This is a genomic window from Enterobacter sp. SECR19-1250 (assembly GCF_013391025.1).
In the GTDB taxonomy this organism is placed as follows: domain Bacteria; phylum Pseudomonadota; class Gammaproteobacteria; order Enterobacterales; family Enterobacteriaceae; genus Enterobacter; species Enterobacter cloacae.
Window position 1 is genome coordinate 17,435 of record NZ_JACASJ010000053.1, and the last position, 16,069, is coordinate 33,503.

15 protein-coding genes and 1 pseudogene are annotated in these 16,069 nt (G+C 52.7%); 10 read left to right on the forward strand and 6 right to left on the reverse strand.

Features of this window, described 5'->3' with window-relative positions:
* Positions 1–117 precede the first annotated feature (117 nt).
* From clpX to bolA, 4 genes are all read right to left on the reverse strand, one after another.
* Complete coding sequence (gene clpX, locus HX884_RS14750; RefSeq protein WP_013095858.1) at positions 118–1,392, reverse strand: ATP-dependent protease ATP-binding subunit ClpX; 1,275 nt, start codon at positions 1,390–1,392, stop codon at positions 118–120.
* A gap of 127 nt (positions 1,393–1,519) precedes the next feature.
* Entirely contained in the window at positions 1,520–2,143 is a 624-nt protein-coding gene (gene clpP / locus HX884_RS14755) for an ATP-dependent Clp endopeptidase proteolytic subunit ClpP (protein ID WP_178328406.1), read from the reverse strand.
* A gap of 258 nt (positions 2,144–2,401) precedes the next feature.
* Positions 2,402–3,700: a trigger factor gene (tig, locus tag HX884_RS14760; protein WP_013095856.1), complete on the reverse strand. Its 1,299-nt coding sequence runs from the start codon at positions 3,698–3,700 to the stop codon at positions 2,402–2,404.
* A 330-nt stretch (positions 3,701–4,030) separates the two neighbouring features.
* On the reverse strand, positions 4,031–4,348 hold the full coding sequence (gene bolA / locus HX884_RS14765; protein ID WP_013095855.1) for a transcriptional regulator BolA: 318 nt from the start codon (positions 4,346–4,348) through the stop codon (positions 4,031–4,033).
* 305 nt (positions 4,349–4,653) lie between these two features.
* Between bolA and HX884_RS14770 the strand changes: the two genes are divergently transcribed.
* From HX884_RS14770 to HX884_RS14805, 8 genes are all read left to right on the forward strand, one after another.
* A complete protein-coding gene (locus tag HX884_RS14770; RefSeq protein WP_013095854.1) occupies positions 4,654–5,232 on the forward strand; it encodes a lipoprotein in 579 nt (192 codons plus the stop codon).
* A 45-nt stretch (positions 5,233–5,277) separates the two neighbouring features.
* Positions 5,278–6,753, forward strand: coding sequence for a muropeptide MFS transporter AmpG (gene ampG, locus HX884_RS14775; protein WP_178328407.1), 1,476 nt, complete (start codon positions 5,278–5,280; stop codon positions 6,751–6,753).
* Between the two features lie 479 nt (positions 6,754–7,232).
* Positions 7,233–8,180 (forward strand): cytochrome o ubiquinol oxidase subunit II, encoded by a 948-nt coding sequence (gene cyoA / locus HX884_RS14780; RefSeq protein WP_013095851.1) that lies wholly within the window; start codon positions 7,233–7,235, stop codon positions 8,178–8,180.
* A 16-nt stretch (positions 8,181–8,196) separates the two neighbouring features.
* Positions 8,197–10,188: a cytochrome o ubiquinol oxidase subunit I gene (cyoB, locus tag HX884_RS14785; RefSeq protein WP_178328408.1), complete on the forward strand. Its 1,992-nt coding sequence runs from the start codon at positions 8,197–8,199 to the stop codon at positions 10,186–10,188.
* Complete coding sequence (locus tag HX884_RS14790; protein ID WP_003859057.1) at positions 10,178–10,792, forward strand: cytochrome o ubiquinol oxidase subunit III; 615 nt, start codon at positions 10,178–10,180, stop codon at positions 10,790–10,792. Before cyoB ends, HX884_RS14790 begins: the two co-directional genes overlap by 11 nt.
* Entirely contained in the window at positions 10,792–11,118 is a 327-nt protein-coding gene (locus HX884_RS14795) for a cytochrome o ubiquinol oxidase subunit IV (RefSeq protein ID WP_006176899.1), read from the forward strand. The genes HX884_RS14790 and HX884_RS14795 overlap by 1 nt, the downstream gene beginning before the upstream one ends.
* An 11-nt stretch (positions 11,119–11,129) precedes the next feature.
* Positions 11,130–12,017: a heme o synthase gene (gene cyoE, locus HX884_RS14800; RefSeq protein WP_013095848.1), complete on the forward strand. Its 888-nt coding sequence runs from the start codon at positions 11,130–11,132 to the stop codon at positions 12,015–12,017.
* A gap of 149 nt (positions 12,018–12,166) precedes the next feature.
* Entirely contained in the window at positions 12,167–13,528 is a 1,362-nt protein-coding gene (locus tag HX884_RS14805; protein ID WP_178328409.1) for an MFS transporter, read from the forward strand.
* A 32-nt stretch (positions 13,529–13,560) separates the two neighbouring features.
* Here the strand turns inward: HX884_RS14805 and HX884_RS14810 are convergent, their stop codons facing one another.
* Entirely contained in the window at positions 13,561–14,052 is a 492-nt protein-coding gene (locus tag HX884_RS14810) for a YajQ family cyclic di-GMP-binding protein (protein WP_178328410.1), read from the reverse strand.
* Between the two features lie 127 nt (positions 14,053–14,179).
* Between HX884_RS14810 and panE the strand changes: the two genes are divergently transcribed.
* Both panE and yajL read left to right on the forward strand, forming a co-directional pair.
* Positions 14,180–15,091, forward strand: coding sequence for a 2-dehydropantoate 2-reductase (panE, locus tag HX884_RS14815; protein ID WP_038418797.1), 912 nt, complete (start codon positions 14,180–14,182; stop codon positions 15,089–15,091).
* On the forward strand, positions 15,054–15,647 hold the full coding sequence (gene yajL / locus HX884_RS14820; protein WP_023622463.1) for a protein deglycase YajL: 594 nt from the start codon (positions 15,054–15,056) through the stop codon (positions 15,645–15,647). Before panE ends, yajL begins: the two co-directional genes overlap by 38 nt.
* 110 nt (positions 15,648–15,757) lie before the next feature.
* On the opposite strand, the pseudogene HX884_RS14825 reads toward yajL, so the two are convergent.
* Positions 15,758–16,069 (reverse strand): annotated as a pseudogene (locus HX884_RS14825) (IS4 family transposase); the annotation flags it as partial.

Below are 16,069 nucleotides of genomic sequence, written 5' to 3' on the forward strand. Positions count from 1 at the left end.
AACATGTAATCCAGTATATGGGGATGTTTCCCACACATTCAACGCCATGAATACGGAAAAAGTAAAGGGGAGATAAAATCCCCCCTTTTTGATTAACTGCTTGTATGATTTGGTGAATTATTCGCCAGATGCCTGCTGCGCTTCCGGTTTCCCGTAAATCAGCAGCGGCTTGCTTTGACCACCGATAACGGACTCGTCGATAACCACTTTTTCGACATCTTCCATGGAAGGCAGGTCGTACATGGTATCAAGCAGCGCCGCTTCAACGATGGAACGCAGACCACGGGCACCGGTTTTACGGATCATCGCTTTCTTCGCAATCGCATCCAGCGCTTCATCACGGAATTCCAGCTCAACGCCTTCCAGGTTAAACAGCGCCTGATACTGCTTGGTCAGCGCGTTTTTCGGCTCTTTCAGGATCTGGATCAGCGCTTCTTCACTCAGCTCATTCAGCGTGGCCACAACCGGCAGACGCCCAATGAATTCTGGGATCAGACCAAACTTGATCAGATCTTCTGGTTCAACCTGAGACAGCAGTTCGCCTTCGTTCGCTTTCTCGGATTTGGCCTTCACCGTTGCGCCAAAACCAATGCCGGAGCCGGTTTCAACACGGTGGGAGATAACTTTATCCAGACCGGCGAAAGCACCGCCACAGATGAACAGGATCTTGGAGGTATCAACCTGCAGGAACTCCTGCTGCGGATGTTTACGGCCACCCTGCGGGGGCACTGCGGCAACGGTCCCTTCGATCAGCTTCAGCAATGCCTGCTGTACACCTTCCCCTGATACGTCACGGGTGATAGACGGGTTGTCTGATTTACGGGAAATCTTGTCGATCTCATCGATATAGACGATCCCGCGCTGGGCTTTCTGTACGTCGTAATCACACTTCTGCAGCAGTTTCTGGATGATGTTTTCTACATCTTCACCCACGTAACCGGCTTCGGTCAGGGTGGTGGCATCCGCCATGGTGAACGGCACATCCAGCAGGCGTGCGAGCGTTTCAGCCAGCAGCGTTTTACCGGAACCGGTTGGGCCGATCAGCAGAATGTTACTTTTACCCAGCTCTACGCCATTGCTGGTATCACCGTTACGCAGGCGTTTGTAGTGGTTATATACCGCTACCGCCAGCACTTTCTTAGCCTGCTCCTGACCGATGACATAGTCATCAAGATGATGACGAATTTCATGCGGTGTCGGCAGCGCGCTACGCTCGCGGTGAGGCGCTACTTCTTTAATCTCTTCGCGAATGATGTCATTACATAAATCAACACATTCGTCGCAGATATACACGGACGGCCCGGCAATCAGTTTACGCACTTCATGCTGGCTTTTGCCGCAAAAAGAGCAGTACAGCAGTTTGCCCGAACCATCTTTGCGTTTATCTGTCATGAGTCCAAACCTCTTTTTAAGTTCTTTGTGCCGCACATGACGACGCAAATGCCATTTTCAGACGCAAGCTGCTCTCAAGCAGAGTGCCGCTTTACCTTAGTATAGCGGCACACTCGCGTCGCGGGCATCAATTACGATGGGTCAAAATGGAGTCGACTAAGCCGTACTCAACTGCCTCTGAAGCAGAGAGGAAGCGATCGCGCTCGGTATCGCGCTCGATCTGCTCAAGAGATTGACCCGTATGCTGCGCCATAAGTTCATTCATGCGCGCTTTTACTTTCAGAATTTCGCGGGCGTGGATTTCGATATCCGTCGCCTGCCCCTGGTAACCATCCAGCGGCTGGTGAATCATCACGCGGGAATTCGGCAGGCAGAAACGTTTGCCTTTTGCCCCTGCGGTTAACAGGAAGGCACCCATAGATGCTGCCTGACCCATACAGATAGTGCTCACATCAGGCTTGATGAATTGCATGGTGTCATAAATGGACATACCTGCCGTAATCACGCCGCCTGGGGAGTTAATGTACAGGTAAATGTCTTTTTCCGGGTTTTCCGCTTCCAGAAACAGCATCTGCGCCACGATCAGGTTCGCCATGTGGTCTTCCACCTGGCCGGTCAGAAAGATAACGCGTTCCTTGAGCAGACGGGAATAGATATCAAAAGAACGCTCACCACGTGAGGTCTGTTCAATAACCATTGGCACCAGAGCCATATGGGGTGCAAAGTTATCTCGTTCGCCACTGTATGACATTTCCGTCTCCTGGATCAAAATTGAAAACACCTGCTGTACTGATTGTAACCTTACGGACGGATTATCAGCCAGTCTCATTCATCTGATTACACACTTATGGGGTTTACATTGCCCTATTTCAAGCATAACAACCTTTTGTTGTTACGCTAACACCGAAAGGGCGTTTTAGCACCCTTCCTGGGCTATTGGTGCGATAAAAAAAACCCGTTGCCGGAAGGCAACGGGTTTTTGTTCAAACTTTAAACCTTCGGGGCGAAATTACGCCTGCTGGTTCATCAGTTCGTTGAAAGAGGTCGCTTTTTCGGTCACTTTCGCTTTCGCCAGTACCGCTTCAACAGCCTGCTCTTCCAGGGCAACATTACGCATGTTGTCCATCAGCTCTTTGTTCTTACCGTAGAACTCGATAACTTCTGATGGATCTTCGTATGCAGAAGCCATCTCTTCGATCAGGCCTTTCACACGCTCTTCGTCAGCTTTCAGCTCGTGAGTACGAATCACTTCGCCCAGCAGCAGACCAACAACAACGCGGCGTTTTGCCTGCTCTTCGAACAGCTCGCGTGGCAGTTCCATCGCTTGCTGCTGGTTGCCACCGAAACGCTGTGCAGCCTGACGACGCAGTACGTCGATTTCGCTGTCGATCAGCGCAGCTGGAACGTCGATTTCGTTCGCCTTCACCAGACCTTCGATAGCCTGAGATTTCACACGGTTACGCACAGCACCGTTCAGCTCGCGTTCCATGTTTTTACGTACTTCGGTACGCAGACCGGCAACAGAACCATCTTCCACGCCGAAACGCTTGATGAATTCTTCAGTCAGTTCTGGCAGTTCGCGCTCTTCCACTTTCTTCAGGTTGATGACGAACTTCGCTGCTTTACCTTTCAGGTTTTCAGCGTGGTACTCTTCAGGGAAGGTCACGTCGATGGTGAACTCTTCGCCCGCTTTGTGGCCTTTGATACCGTCTTCGAAGCCCGGGATCATACGACCCTGCCCCATTGCCAGTACGAAGTCAGTCGCTTTGCCGCCTTCGAACTCTTCGCCGTCTACAGAACCGGTGAAGTCGATGGTGACGCGGTCTTCAGCGTCAACAGCGCCTTCTTTCTCTTTCCAGTTAGCCTGCTGCTTACGCAGGGTATCCAGCATGCCGTCAACATCTTCGTCGGTCACGGAAACAATCGGTTTTTCAACTTCGATAGATTCCAGACCTTTCAGTTCTACTTCCGGATACACTTCGAACTCTACAGAGTAGGTGAAGTCTTCGCCCAGTTTGTATTCGCCTGGAACGTAGTTCGGCGCACCGGCCGGATTGATCTTTTCTTTGATGATCGCATCGATAAAGTTGCGGCTCATCAGTTCACCCAGCACATCCTGACGCACGGAAGCGCCATAACGCTGAGCAACAACATTCATTGGTACTTTGCCCTTACGGAAGCCGTCAATACGTACTTTTTTTGCTACGTTGACCAGCTCGCTTTTCACAGCAGTTTCGATGCTGTCAGCAGCGATAGTAATCGTTACACGGCGGCCAAGGCCTTGAGTGGTTTCAACTGAAACTTGCATCTTGTTACCTCAAAAAAATCACAGTGCTCGGTCAACTCTGAATCTGTCTGTTTTACCGGGATGCTCTCTTAGTGCAGATTCACATTCCCTGTCGCCAGAATCATCCCGAAGACATTCAATAAGACGCGGCATTATAGCGGCATCACTTAGGTGAGTCGAGAACGGTTGGGGCATGTTGCTGCGGCTTTTTTCACACTTTAAGGCTATTTTTAGCCTTAAAATCGCACCATCCGCTCAAAACTCAGACAAAACAAAACGGCCCGAAGGCCGTTTTGAGGAAATCTGTAAGCAACATACTGGAAAAACTCCAGCGGTTGCAAATCCGATTTATCAGGCGATGGTGCCTGCACCGCGACAAGGCGGGGATGCAAAAACCGTATCCTGCAAGCCTTCCCACTCCTTAATGGTGTAGGTATGCAATGCCAGCGCATGTACGGTTGTGGAGAGTTCTTCCGTCAAGGTGCTGTAGATCAAGCGGTGTCGGTTCAGGAAACGTTCTCCCGTGAAGCGATCGCTAACCAGAACCACTTTGAAGTGGCTTTCAGAACCTGCCGGCACGTTATGACGATAGCTTTCGTCGACGACTTCGAGGAACACAGGGTTGAACGCTGCCCTTAATTTATCTTCTATCTGCTCACGTATCATCATGAAATTACTCCTCCGACAACGCCAGGATGTCACCCATCCCTTTAAATGTTAGCCGCTTTTACCGGTTCCATTACAACAAGACAACAAATATTTAGCTTTCGTCTTATTTTCTCATTCAAACGAATGAAGTTCACTGTGAGGCTCATACGTTTTGTCACACACAGGTTGAGAAAAAGGGCGAACTGGTCAGTTTTCAGACAAGGCGATGAATTTACATGCGTTGACCACTTCCCCTGGCCGTTAGCGATGTTATGATGGCGGCAATTTTTCTCTCTATATGCTTACGATTCGTTGAGAACCCGAAAATGTTAAAAAAACTCTTCTTTCCGTTGGTAGCCCTCTTTATGCTGGCAGGCTGCGCTACCCCGCCAACAACTATTGATGTCTCACCAAAAATCACGCTGCCTCAGCAGGATCCAAGCCTGATGGGCGTGACCGTGAGCATTAACGGTGCCGATCAGCGTCAGGATCAGGCCCTGGCGAAAGTGACCCGCGACAACCAGCTGGTGACATTGACCGCTTCCCGTGACCTGCGTTTCCTGCTGCAGGAAGTGCTGGAGAAACAGATGACCTCTCGTGGTTACATGATTGGCCCAAGCGGCGCGGTTGATCTGCAGATCATCGTTAACAACCTGTACGCTGACGTTTCCCAGGGTAACGTGCGCTACAACATCTCCACCAAAGCGGACATCGCCATCATCGCTACCGCGAAGAACGGCAACAAGATGACCAAAAACTATCGTGCCAGCTACTCCGTAGAAGGTGCTTTCCAGGCCTCTAACCAGAACATTGCGAACGCCGTAAACAGCGTGCTGACCGATACCATCGCCGATATGGCGCAGGACACCAGCATTCACGACTTTATCAAGCAAAACGCGCGTTAATCCTGCTGACTGACCCGGTGTTTTACCGGGTCAGTTTTTAAGAACATGGCCAGTCATTACTTACGCATTTTCCAGCAACCCAAATCAGCCATTCTGCTGATCCTTGGCTTTGCCTCCGGTTTACCCCTCGCGCTCACTTCCGGCACGTTGCAGGCCTGGATGACGGTTGAGAATATCGATCTCAAAACCATTGGCTTCTTCTCGCTCGTCGGCCAGGCGTATGTCTTTAAGTTCCTGTGGTCGCCGGTGATGGATCGCTACACCCCGCCGTTCCTGGGCCGTCGTCGTGGCTGGCTGGTGATGACGCAGGTCCTGCTGTTGCTGGCCATCGCCACCATGGGATTCCTTGAGCCGTCGACACAGCTTCGCTGGATGGCGGCGCTTGCGGTGGTAATCGCCTTCTGTTCCGCGTCACAGGATATCGTGTTTGATGCCTGGAAAACGGACGTGTTACCCGCAGAAGAGCGTGGAGCCGGTGCGGCCATCAGCGTGCTGGGCTATCGCCTCGGCATGCTGGTATCTGGTGGGCTGGCGCTGTGGCTGGCTGACCGCTATCTGGGCTGGCAGGGCATGTACTGGCTGATGGCCGCCCTGCTGATCCCGTGCATTATTGCCACCCTCCTCGCCCCTGAACCGAGCGACGTGATCCCGGTCCCCCGTTCTCTGGAGCAGGCCGTTGCCGAACCGCTGCGTGATTTCTTTGGCCGCAACAATGCCTGGCTGATCCTGCTGCTCATCGTCCTTTATAAGCTGGGTGATGCCTTCGCGATGAGCCTGACCACCACGTTCCTGATCCGCGGCGTCGGGTTTGATGCCGGTGAAGTGGGAGTGGTTAACAAAACCCTCGGGCTGTTTGCCACTATCGTCGGCGCACTTTACGGCGGGGTGTTGATGCAGCGCCTGACCTTGTTCCGGGCGTTGCTGATCTTCGGCATTCTGCAGGGGGCGTCTAACGCGGGTTACTGGCTGCTGTCGATTACCGATAAACATATGATTAGCATGGCGGCAGCAGTGTTCTTTGAGAACCTGTGTGGCGGAATGGGTACCGCGGCGTTTGTCGCCCTGCTGATGACGCTCTGCAACAAGTCGTTTTCTGCAACGCAGTTCGCCCTGCTCTCGGCGCTTTCTGCCGTGGGCCGCGTATATGTGGGGCCGATTGCCGGTTGGTTTGTTGAAGCGCACGGTTGGCCAACGTTTTATCTCTTCTCCGTGGTTGCAGCCGTGCCAGGCATTTTATTGTTGCTGGTCTGCCGCCAGACGCTGGAATATACCCAGCGAACAGAACACTTTATGCCGCGAACGGAATATCAGCGCGCCTACCGTTTTGCGCTACGCCTGTTAATGGTGGGATGTCTGGCGCTGGGGTTATGGCTCGTGGTGCTTATCATCAATGCCACTACCCCCCTGGTGCTTCCTCTTGAAGCCCTTCTCCTTGATGTCGGCGCCCTGCTGGCGGTCGTCGGGATCCTGCTCGGTGGGTTGCTCGATTTTCTGGCTCTGCGTAAAACGCAGACAACCTGAAGATAAAAGCGAAAGGTTATATCCCGTTGTAATCACCGGCCGAAATTATAACGGTGAAATAACCGACAAACGCTAAAAAAAATATTTGTTGTTTTGTGCGGGATAGGATTCGGAAATTATTGGAGCCATTTCTTTCAGGCTATTTTTCATTAAACGATTCAGCTTGGGAAAGATTGAATTTTCGTTTTTTAATTGTCTTTTTATTGATAATTAATTGTTAATTTTTTGTTTATTTTTAACAATGGTTATACCAATTGCCCCTTTTAGGGTATGCTTGGGGGTCCTTTCGTTATAAAGCCCATGCCATGCGGCTTCGGTCATAAAAACCGACATAATTTGCAACACTTGTGACATGTGCGGCAGAACCCGGTAACACCTTCCTGACACAGGCCTAATGATGTTTACAGTAATGTAACCTTCCCGTAAAATGCCCCCACACTTTAAACGCCACCAGACTCCCGTGGAATTGAGGTCGTTAAATGAGACTCAGGAAATACAATAAAAGTTTGGGATGGTTGTCATTATTCGCAGGTACTGTATTACTCAGTGGCTGCGATTCTGCACTACTTGACCCCAAAGGACAGATTGGACTGGAACAACGTTCACTGATACTGACGGCATTTGGCCTGATGTTGATTGTGGTTATTCCAGCCATTTTGATGGCTGTTGGTTTCGCCTGGAAGTATCGTGCGAGCAATAAAGATGCGAAGTATAGCCCTAACTGGTCACACTCCAATAAAGTGGAAGCTGTGGTCTGGACGGTTCCTATTCTGATCATCCTGTTCCTCGCTGTGCTGACCTGGAAAACCACTCACGCACTTGAGCCAAGCAAACCGCTGGTTCACGATGAAAAACCAATTACCATCGAAGTGGTCTCCATGGACTGGAAATGGTTCTTCATCTATCCAGAGCAGGGCATTGCTACCGTGAATGAAATCGCCTTCCCGGCGAACACTCCGGTTCAGTTCAAAGTGACCTCCAACTCCGTAATGAACTCCTTCTTCATCCCACGTCTGGGTAGCCAGATTTACGCGATGGCCGGTATGCAGACCAACCTGCACCTGATTGCGAATGAAGCAGGCACCTATGATGGTATCTCCGCCAGCTATAGCGGCCCGGGCTTCTCAGGTATGAAGTTCAAAGCTATTGCGACGCCGGACCGTGCCGCTTTCGACCAGTGGGTTGCAAAAGCGAAGCAGTCTCCAAACACCATGTCTGACATGGCGGCGTTCGAAAAAGTGGCTGCACCTAGCGAATACAACAAGGTGGAGTACTTCTCTAACGTGAAACCTGATTTGTTCAAAGACGTTATTGGCAAATTTATGGATCACGGCAAGAGCATGGACATGACCCAGCCTGAAGGCGAGCATAGCGCGCACGAAGGTATGGAAGGCATGGACATGAGCCACGCGGAAACCGCTCACTAAGGGGCCGAGGAAGAAAATGTTCGGAAAATTGACACTGGATGCAGTGCCCTACCATGAACCGATTATCATGGTTACGGTGGCTGCCATTATCATCGGTGGCGCGGCCTTACTGGCCTTGATCACTTACTTCGGTAAGTGGAGCTACCTGTGGAACGAGTGGCTGACTTCGGTTGACCACAAAAAACTCGGTATCATGTACTGCATCGTCGGTATCGTCATGTTAATTCGTGGCTTTGCGGATGCGATCATGATGCGTAGCCAGCAGGCACTCGCGTCTGCGGGTGAAGCCGGCTTCCTGCCACCGCACCACTACGACCAGATCTTTACCGCCCACGGCGTTATCATGATCTTCTTCGTGGCGATGCCGCTGGTTATCGGTCTGATGAACGTTGTCGTTCCGCTGCAAATTGGCGCGCGCGACGTTGCGTTCCCGTTCCTGAACAACCTGAGCTTCTGGTTTACGGTTGTCGGCGTTATCCTGGTTAACCTGTCACTGGGCGTGGGCGAATTCGCTCAGACCGGCTGGCTGGCTTATCCACCGCTGTCAGGAATTGAGTACAGTCCGGGCGTTGGCGTTGACTACTGGATTTGGGCGCTTCAGCTCTCCGGTGTCGGTACCACCCTGACCGGTATCAACTTCTTCGTGACCATCCTGAAGATGCGTGCGCCTGGTATGACCATGTTCAAGATGCCGGTATTTACCTGGGCATCTCTGTGCGCCAACGTACTGATTATCGCATCCTTCCCAATTCTGACCGTCACCATCGCGCTGCTGACCCTGGACCGCTACCTGGGCACCCATTTCTTCACGAATGACATGGGTGGCAACATGATGATGTACATCAACCTGATTTGGGCCTGGGGTCACCCGGAAGTGTACATTCTGGTTCTGCCTGTCTTCGGTGTGTTCTCCGAAATCGCAGCAACCTTCTCGCGTAAACGTCTGTTTGGTTACACCTCTCTGGTGTGGGCAACCGTCTGTATTACCGTTCTGTCGTTCATCGTTTGGCTGCACCACTTCTTTACTATGGGTGCGGGCGCGAACGTAAACGCCTTCTTCGGTATTACCACCATGATTATCGCCATCCCTACCGGGGTGAAGATCTTCAACTGGCTGTTCACCATGTACCAGGGCCGTATCGTGTTCCACTCAGCGATGCTGTGGACCATCGGCTTCATCGTCACCTTCTCCGTAGGTGGGATGACCGGCGTACTGCTGGCGGTACCGGGTGCTGACTTCGTACTGCACAACAGTCTGTTCCTGATTGCGCACTTCCATAACGTTATCATCGGTGGCGTGGTCTTCGGCTGCTTCGCTGGCGTAACCTACTGGTGGCCAAAAGCGTTCGGCTTCACGCTGAACGAGAAATGGGGTAAACGCGCGTTCTGGTTCTGGATCATTGGCTTCTTCGTAGCATTTATGCCGCTCTACGTGCTGGGCTTCATGGGTATGACCCGTCGTCTGAGCCAGCAGATCGATCCGCAGTTCCACCCAATGCTGATGGTTGCAGCGGTCGGTGCCGCGCTGATTGCCTGCGGTATTCTGTGCCAGCTGATTCAGTACTACGTGTCCATCCGTGACCGTAACCTGAACCGCGACCTGACCGGTGACCCATGGGGTGGCCGTACGCTGGAGTGGGCGACCTCTTCTCCACCTCCGTTCTATAACTTTGCCGTAGTGCCGCACATTCACGAACGTGATGCATTCTGGGAAATGAAAGAAAAAGGTGAAGCGTACAAGCAACCTGACCATTACGAAGAGATCCATATGCCGAAAAACAGCGCAGCGGGCATCGTGATTGCCGCTTTCGCAACGGTATTTGGTTTCGCAATGATCTGGCACATCTGGTGGATGGCGATTGTTGGCTTCGCTGGCATCGTAATCAGCTGGATTGTGAAGAGCTTTGACGAGGACGTGGACTACTACGTACCAGTCCGTGAAGTTGAAAAGCTGGAAAATCAGCATTTCGACGAGATTTCTAAAGCGGGGCTGAAAAATGGCAACTGATACTCTGGCGCACTCGACTGCCCACGCGCATGAACATGCGCACCACGATACAGGACCGACGAAAGTCTTCGGGTTCTGGATCTACCTGATGAGCGACTGCATTCTGTTCTGCTGTCTGTTCGCAACCTATGCCGTTCTGGTGAACGGCACAGCGGGCGGCCCGACCGGCAAGGACATTTTTGAACTGCCGTTCGTTCTGGTTGAAACCGCACTGCTGTTATTCAGCTCCATCACCTACGGCATGGCGGCTATCGCCATGTACAAAAACAACAAGAGCCAGGTTGTCTCCTGGCTGGCGTTGACCTGGTTGTTTGGTGCTGGATTCATCGGGATGGAAATCTATGAATTCCATCACCTGATTATGGAAGGCTTCGGGCCGGATCGCAGTGGCTTCCTGTCTGCGTTCTTCGCACTGGTCGGTACCCACGGTCTGCACGTGACCTCCGGTCTGATCTGGATGGCGGTTCTGATGTTCCAGATCTCCCGTCGCGGCCTGACCAGCACTAACCGTACCCGTATCATGTGCCTGAGCCTGTTCTGGCACTTCCTGGACGTGGTGTGGATCTGTGTGTTCTCTGTTGTCTATCTGATGGGGGCGATGTAATGAGTCATTCAAACGATCATGGCGCTTCCCACGGTAGCGTAAAAACCTACATGACAGGTTTTATCCTGTCGATCATCCTGACGGTGATCCCGTTCTGGATGGTGATGAGCGGTTCTGCGTCTAAGCCGGTTATTCTGGGTGCAATCCTGGTGACCGCGGTGATTCAGATTCTGGTGCATCTGGTTTGCTTCCTGCACATGAACACCAAGTCCGATGAAGGCTGGAACATGACGGCTTTCATCTTTACCGTGATTATCATCGCTATCCTGGTAGTCGGTTCCATCTGGATTATGTGGAACCTTAACTACAACATGATGGTTCACTAAGAGCGGCGAGTATGTTTAAGCAATACCTGCAAGTAACGAAACCAGGCATCATCTTTGGCAACCTGATCTCCGTGATCGGAGGGTTCCTGCTGGCCTCCAAAGGCAGCATTGATTACACCCTCTTTATCTACACGCTGGTCGGTGTGTCACTGGTTGTTGCGTCCGGTTGTGTATTTAACAACTACATCGACATGGATATCGACAAGAAGATGGAAAGGACCAAAAATCGGGTGCTGGTGAAAGGCCTGATCGCCCCTTCCGTCTCGCTGGTGTACGCCACCTTGCTGGGTATTGCTGGCTTTATGCTGCTGTGGTTTGGTGCTAACCCGCTGGCCTGCTGGCTGGGGGTGATGGGGTTCGTGGTGTATGTGGGCGTCTACAGCCTGTATATGAAGCGTCACTCCGTCTACGGCACGCTGATTGGTTCTCTCTCCGGCGCTGCGCCGCCGGTGATTGGCTACTGCGCCGTCACGAACGAGTTCGACAGCGGTGCGCTGATCCTGCTGGCTATCTTTAGCCTGTGGCAGATGCCGCACTCCTATGCCATCGCGATTTTCCGCTTTAAGGATTATCAGGCAGCGAACATTCCGGTTCTGCCGGTCGTGAAAGGTATTTCCGTTGCCAAGAACCACATCACGCTGTACATCATCGCCTTTGCCGTGGCAACGCTGATGCTCTCGCTGGGAGGTTACGCCGGGTATAAATATCTGGCGGTGGCCGCAGCCGTAAGCGTCTGGTGGCTCGGTATGGCCCTGCGCGGTTACAAAGTGGAAGATGACAAAGTCTGGGCTCGCAAACTGTTTGTGTTCTCGATTGTTGCCATCACCTCGCTGTCCGTGATGATGTCCGTGGACTTTATGGTGCCGGATTCGCATAACCTGCTGACTTACGTCTGGTAAGCCACAACAGGTGAATAAAGGGGTGCTTCGGCACCCTTTTTTATTCACTGAATCTATCAATAACGCATGTAATATTTGTTAAATAACCCTTTATTTACCCCGCCCCTTCCCCGCACTACACTATGGCCTGCTTTTGAATTGAGGTGGCAATGAACGATTATAAAATGACACCGGGCGAGCTGCGTGCGACCTGGGGTTTAGGGACTGTTTTCTCGCTACGGATGCTTGGCATGTTTATGGTCCTGCCTGTTCTGACCACATACGGCATGGCATTGCAGGGCGCCAGCGAAGCGCTGATTGGCCTGGCGATTGGTATTTATGGTCTGGCTCAGGCGGTATTCCAGATCCCGTTTGGTCTGCTCTCTGACCGCGTCGGCCGCAAGCCGCTCATTGTCGGTGGTTTGCTGGTTTTTGTGCTCGGTAGCATCATCGCCGCCCTCTCCCACTCCATCTGGGGAATTATTCTTGGCCGCGCCCTGCAGGGCTCCGGCGCGATTGCCGCCGCCGTGATGGCGCTGCTGTCGGATTTAACCCGTGAACAGAACCGTACCAAAGCGATGGCATTTATTGGCGTGAGCTTTGGCGTCACGTTTGCGATTGCGATGGTGCTCGGCCCCATTATTACCCACACGCTTGGCCTGCACGCCCTGTTCTGGATGATTGCCGTGCTGGCGACCATCGGTATTGCCTTAACGCTGTGGGTGGTACCGGACAGCAAAAACCACGTCCTCAACCGTGAATCCGGAATGGTCAAAGGCTGCTTTAGCAAGGTACTGGTTGAGCCGCGCCTGTTGAAGCTTAACTTCGGCATTATGTGTCTGCACATTCTGCTGATGTCGACCTTTGTCGCCCTGCCCGGTCAACTGGCTGCCGCAGGTTTCCCGGCGGCAGAACACTGGAAAATCTATCTGGTGACGATGGTGATTTCGTTCGTCTCGGTGGTACCGTTTATTATCTATGCCGAAGTGAAGCGCAAAATGAAGCGCGTTTTCATTGGCTGTGTGGCGGTATTGCTGATTGCCGAGATCGTGCTCTGGGGCGCTGGCCCCCACTTCTGGGAACTGGTTGCCGGTGTGCAGCTCTTCTTCCTGGCGTTTAACCTGATGGAAGCCCTGCTGCCGTCGCTGATCAGCAAAGAATCCCCTGCCGGTTATAAAGGCACGGCGATGGGGATTTACTCCACCAGCCAGTTCATCGGCGTGGCCATTGGCGGTGCCCTCGGCGGCTGGGTCGACGGCCTGTTTGATTCCCAAACCGTCTTCCTCGCAGGCGCACTGCTGGCGACGGTCTGGCTGCTGGTTGCCGGTACCATGAAAGAGCCGCGCTACGTCAGTAGCCTGCGGGTAGAAATTCCTGACGACGTTGAGATCAACGATGCGCTGAAACAGCGTCTTGCATCGACAGAGGGCGTGAGTGAAGTGCTTCTCGCGGCAGAAGAGCGCAGCGCGTATGTCAAAATAGACAATAAGGTGACAAACCGCTTTGAAGTTGAACAGGCGCTGAAAGCCTGAAAAAAAGCCCGGTTAAACCGGGCTTTTTCGTTTTAATCGCGGAAGTTTTTAAACTGGAACGGTTGTCCCAGATCGCCGCCGCGCACCAGCGCCATGACGGACTGCAGATCATCACGGGATTTTCCGGTAACACGAATTTCTTCACCCTGGATCTGCGCCTGAACCTTCAGCTTGCTGTCTTTGATGAGCTTAACGATTTTCTTCTGAACCGCGCTCTCAATGCCCTGCTTCAGTTTGGCTTCAACAAACCAGGTTTTACCGCTGTGCACGAACTCTTCCGGTACATCCAGCGAGGTCCCTTCAATGCCGCGTTTTAACAGCTTGGCACGCAGAATATCGAGCAGCTGGTTGACCTGGAAATCAGATTCGCTCAGCACCTTAATGGTCTTATTGGCATCGTTCAGCTCAAACGAGGCTTCAACGCCACGAAAATCGAAACGTGACTCAACTTTGCGGGTTGCGTTTTCTACGCCGTTGCGAACTTCCTGGATATCAACTTCGGAAACAATATCGAAAGATGGCATCTTTTCTTCTCCCTTCATTTTTGTTGCGTTGCATAATACCCGCTACGAGGCATAACTCAACAGAAGCTTAGCTGACGGCGCTATACTAGGCCGTAACACCTGGCGCAGTTGCAGGTGAGGAGGAACAATGAAAATTACAGTGCTCGGATGCGGAGCCCTTGGTCAACTCTGGCTGACCGCACTATGCAAGCACGGACACGAAGTTCAGGGCTGGCTGCGCGTACCTCAGCCCTATTGCAGTGTAAACCTGATTGGTGAAGACGGAAGTATCTTTAACGAATCCCTCACCGCGAACGATCCTGATTTCCTGGCGCATAGCGACCTGCTGCTGGTGACGCTCAAAGCGTGGCAAGTTTCAGATGCGGTAAAAGCGCTGGCCGCCCAGCTTCCCCCCACGTCGCCCGTTTTACTCCTGCATAACGGCATGGGGACGATTGATGAACTGAAAAGCATTGTGCAGCCGCTGCTGATGGCCACCACCACGCACGCCGCACGCCGTGACGGCAATATCATTGTGCACGTGGCCAGCGGCGTCACGCATATTGGACCTGCCCGGGACCAGGATGGCGACTACAGTTATCTGGCAGACACTCTGCAAACGGTGCTTCCGGACGTGGCCTGGCACAACAACATCCGCCCTCAGCTGTGGCGTAAGCTGGCCGTTAACTGTGTGATCAATCCGCTGACGGCGCTGTGGGACTGCCCGAACGGGGAACTGAAGCACCATCCGCAGGAGGTTGCCACCCTCTGTGCCGAGGTCGCCTCGGTGATCGAGCGTGAAGGCTTACACACATCGGCGGATGATTTACGCTATTATGTCGAGCAGGTTATTGATAGTACGGCAGAAAATATCTCATCCATGTTGCAGGATGTTCGGGCGCTACGCCACACGGAAATCGACTACATCACCGGCTATCTGCTAAAACGCGCCCGCGCACACGGTATCATTGTGCCGGAAAACGCCCGCCTGTATGACCTGGTAAAACGTAAGGAGAGTGAATATGAGCGCGTCGGCACTGGTTTGCCTCGCCCCTGGTAGCGAAGAGACAGAAGCGGTCACCACCATCGATATCATGGTGCGTGGTGGTATTCAGGTGACCACCGCCAGCGTCGCCAGCGATGGCAACCTGGCTATTACCTGTTCCCGAGGAGTGAAACTCCTCGCGGATGCGCCACTGGTACAGGTGGCCGACGGGGACTATGACATCATCGTGCTGCCCGGCGGCCTGAAAGGGGCGGAGTATTTTCGCGACAGCACTCTGTTAGTCGAAACCGTCAGACAGTTTCATTTGTCGGGACGTATCGTTGCTGCCATTTGTGCCGCCGCCGGCACCGTGCTGGTTCCGCATAATATCTTTCCCATCGGTAACATGACCGGTTTCCCGGGGCTGAAAGAGACCATCCCGGAAGAGCAGTGGGTGGATAAACGCGTCGTCTGGGATCCGCGCGTCAACCTGCTCACCAGCCAGGGGCCAGGTACCGCGATAGACTTTGGCTTAAAGATTATTGACCTGCTGGTCGGGCGAGAGAAAGCCTACGAAGTCGCCTCCACGCTGGTGATGGCGGCGGGGATTTATAACTACTATGAAGAGTAGTGCAAAGAAAAGCCGGGTGGCGGTAGGTAAAAGCAAAACGGCAACCTCAGGTTGCCGTTTTTAATGTTTGCGCCCTCTCCCTGTGGGCTGAGGGATCCCCAGTAATATGGTCATGCCGCCATGACCATATTACTGTACTCTTTTCCCAGCTTTTTCATCTCGTTAACTATATTCAGCCGTCTCACTTTCCCGGGCTCATGCCGGATGACTTCTTCTGCCAGACTCAGGTATGACAGAACCCGTCTGTGCCTGATGCTGCTTGCCTGATAGTGCCAGTGTAAACACTGCCTTTCTGCCCTGTAACCTGCCAGCCACATCACCAGGCTTGCCATTGCCGCGACCATATTCAGCACTTCCAGTCGCCCTTTTCCCTGACTCCGGCTCAGCCTCAGACCGAACCCGAAGCGTGGACTTTTGTCGTC

What these genes read in the sequence shown, in the direction of transcription:
- clpX (WP_013095858.1), bottom strand. Translation starts at nt 1,392, where the DNA reads ATGACAGATAAACGCAAAGATGGTTCGGGCAAACTGCTGTACTGCTCT.
- clpP (WP_178328406.1), bottom strand. Translation starts at nt 2,143, where the DNA reads ATGTCATACAGTGGCGAACGAGATAACTTTGCACCCCATATGGCTCTG.
- tig (WP_013095856.1), bottom strand. Translation starts at nt 3,700, where the DNA reads ATGCAAGTTTCAGTTGAAACCACTCAAGGCCTTGGCCGCCGTGTAACG.
- bolA (WP_013095855.1), bottom strand. Translation starts at nt 4,348, where the DNA reads ATGATGATACGTGAGCAGATAGAAGATAAATTAAGGGCAGCGTTCAAC.
- HX884_RS14770 (WP_013095854.1), top strand. Translation starts at nt 4,654, where the DNA reads ATGTTAAAAAAACTCTTCTTTCCGTTGGTAGCCCTCTTTATGCTGGCA.
- ampG (WP_178328407.1), top strand. Translation starts at nt 5,278, where the DNA reads ATGGCCAGTCATTACTTACGCATTTTCCAGCAACCCAAATCAGCCATT.
- cyoA (WP_013095851.1), top strand. Translation starts at nt 7,233, where the DNA reads ATGAGACTCAGGAAATACAATAAAAGTTTGGGATGGTTGTCATTATTC.
- cyoB (WP_178328408.1), top strand. Translation starts at nt 8,197, where the DNA reads ATGTTCGGAAAATTGACACTGGATGCAGTGCCCTACCATGAACCGATT.
- HX884_RS14790 (WP_003859057.1), top strand. Translation starts at nt 10,178, where the DNA reads ATGGCAACTGATACTCTGGCGCACTCGACTGCCCACGCGCATGAACAT.
- HX884_RS14795 (WP_006176899.1), top strand. Translation starts at nt 10,792, where the DNA reads ATGAGTCATTCAAACGATCATGGCGCTTCCCACGGTAGCGTAAAAACC.
- cyoE (WP_013095848.1), top strand. Translation starts at nt 11,130, where the DNA reads ATGTTTAAGCAATACCTGCAAGTAACGAAACCAGGCATCATCTTTGGC.
- HX884_RS14805 (WP_178328409.1), top strand. Translation starts at nt 12,167, where the DNA reads ATGAACGATTATAAAATGACACCGGGCGAGCTGCGTGCGACCTGGGGT.
- HX884_RS14810 (WP_178328410.1), bottom strand. Translation starts at nt 14,052, where the DNA reads ATGCCATCTTTCGATATTGTTTCCGAAGTTGATATCCAGGAAGTTCGC.
- panE (WP_038418797.1), top strand. Translation starts at nt 14,180, where the DNA reads ATGAAAATTACAGTGCTCGGATGCGGAGCCCTTGGTCAACTCTGGCTG.
- yajL (WP_023622463.1), top strand. Translation starts at nt 15,054, where the DNA reads ATGAGCGCGTCGGCACTGGTTTGCCTCGCCCCTGGTAGCGAAGAGACA.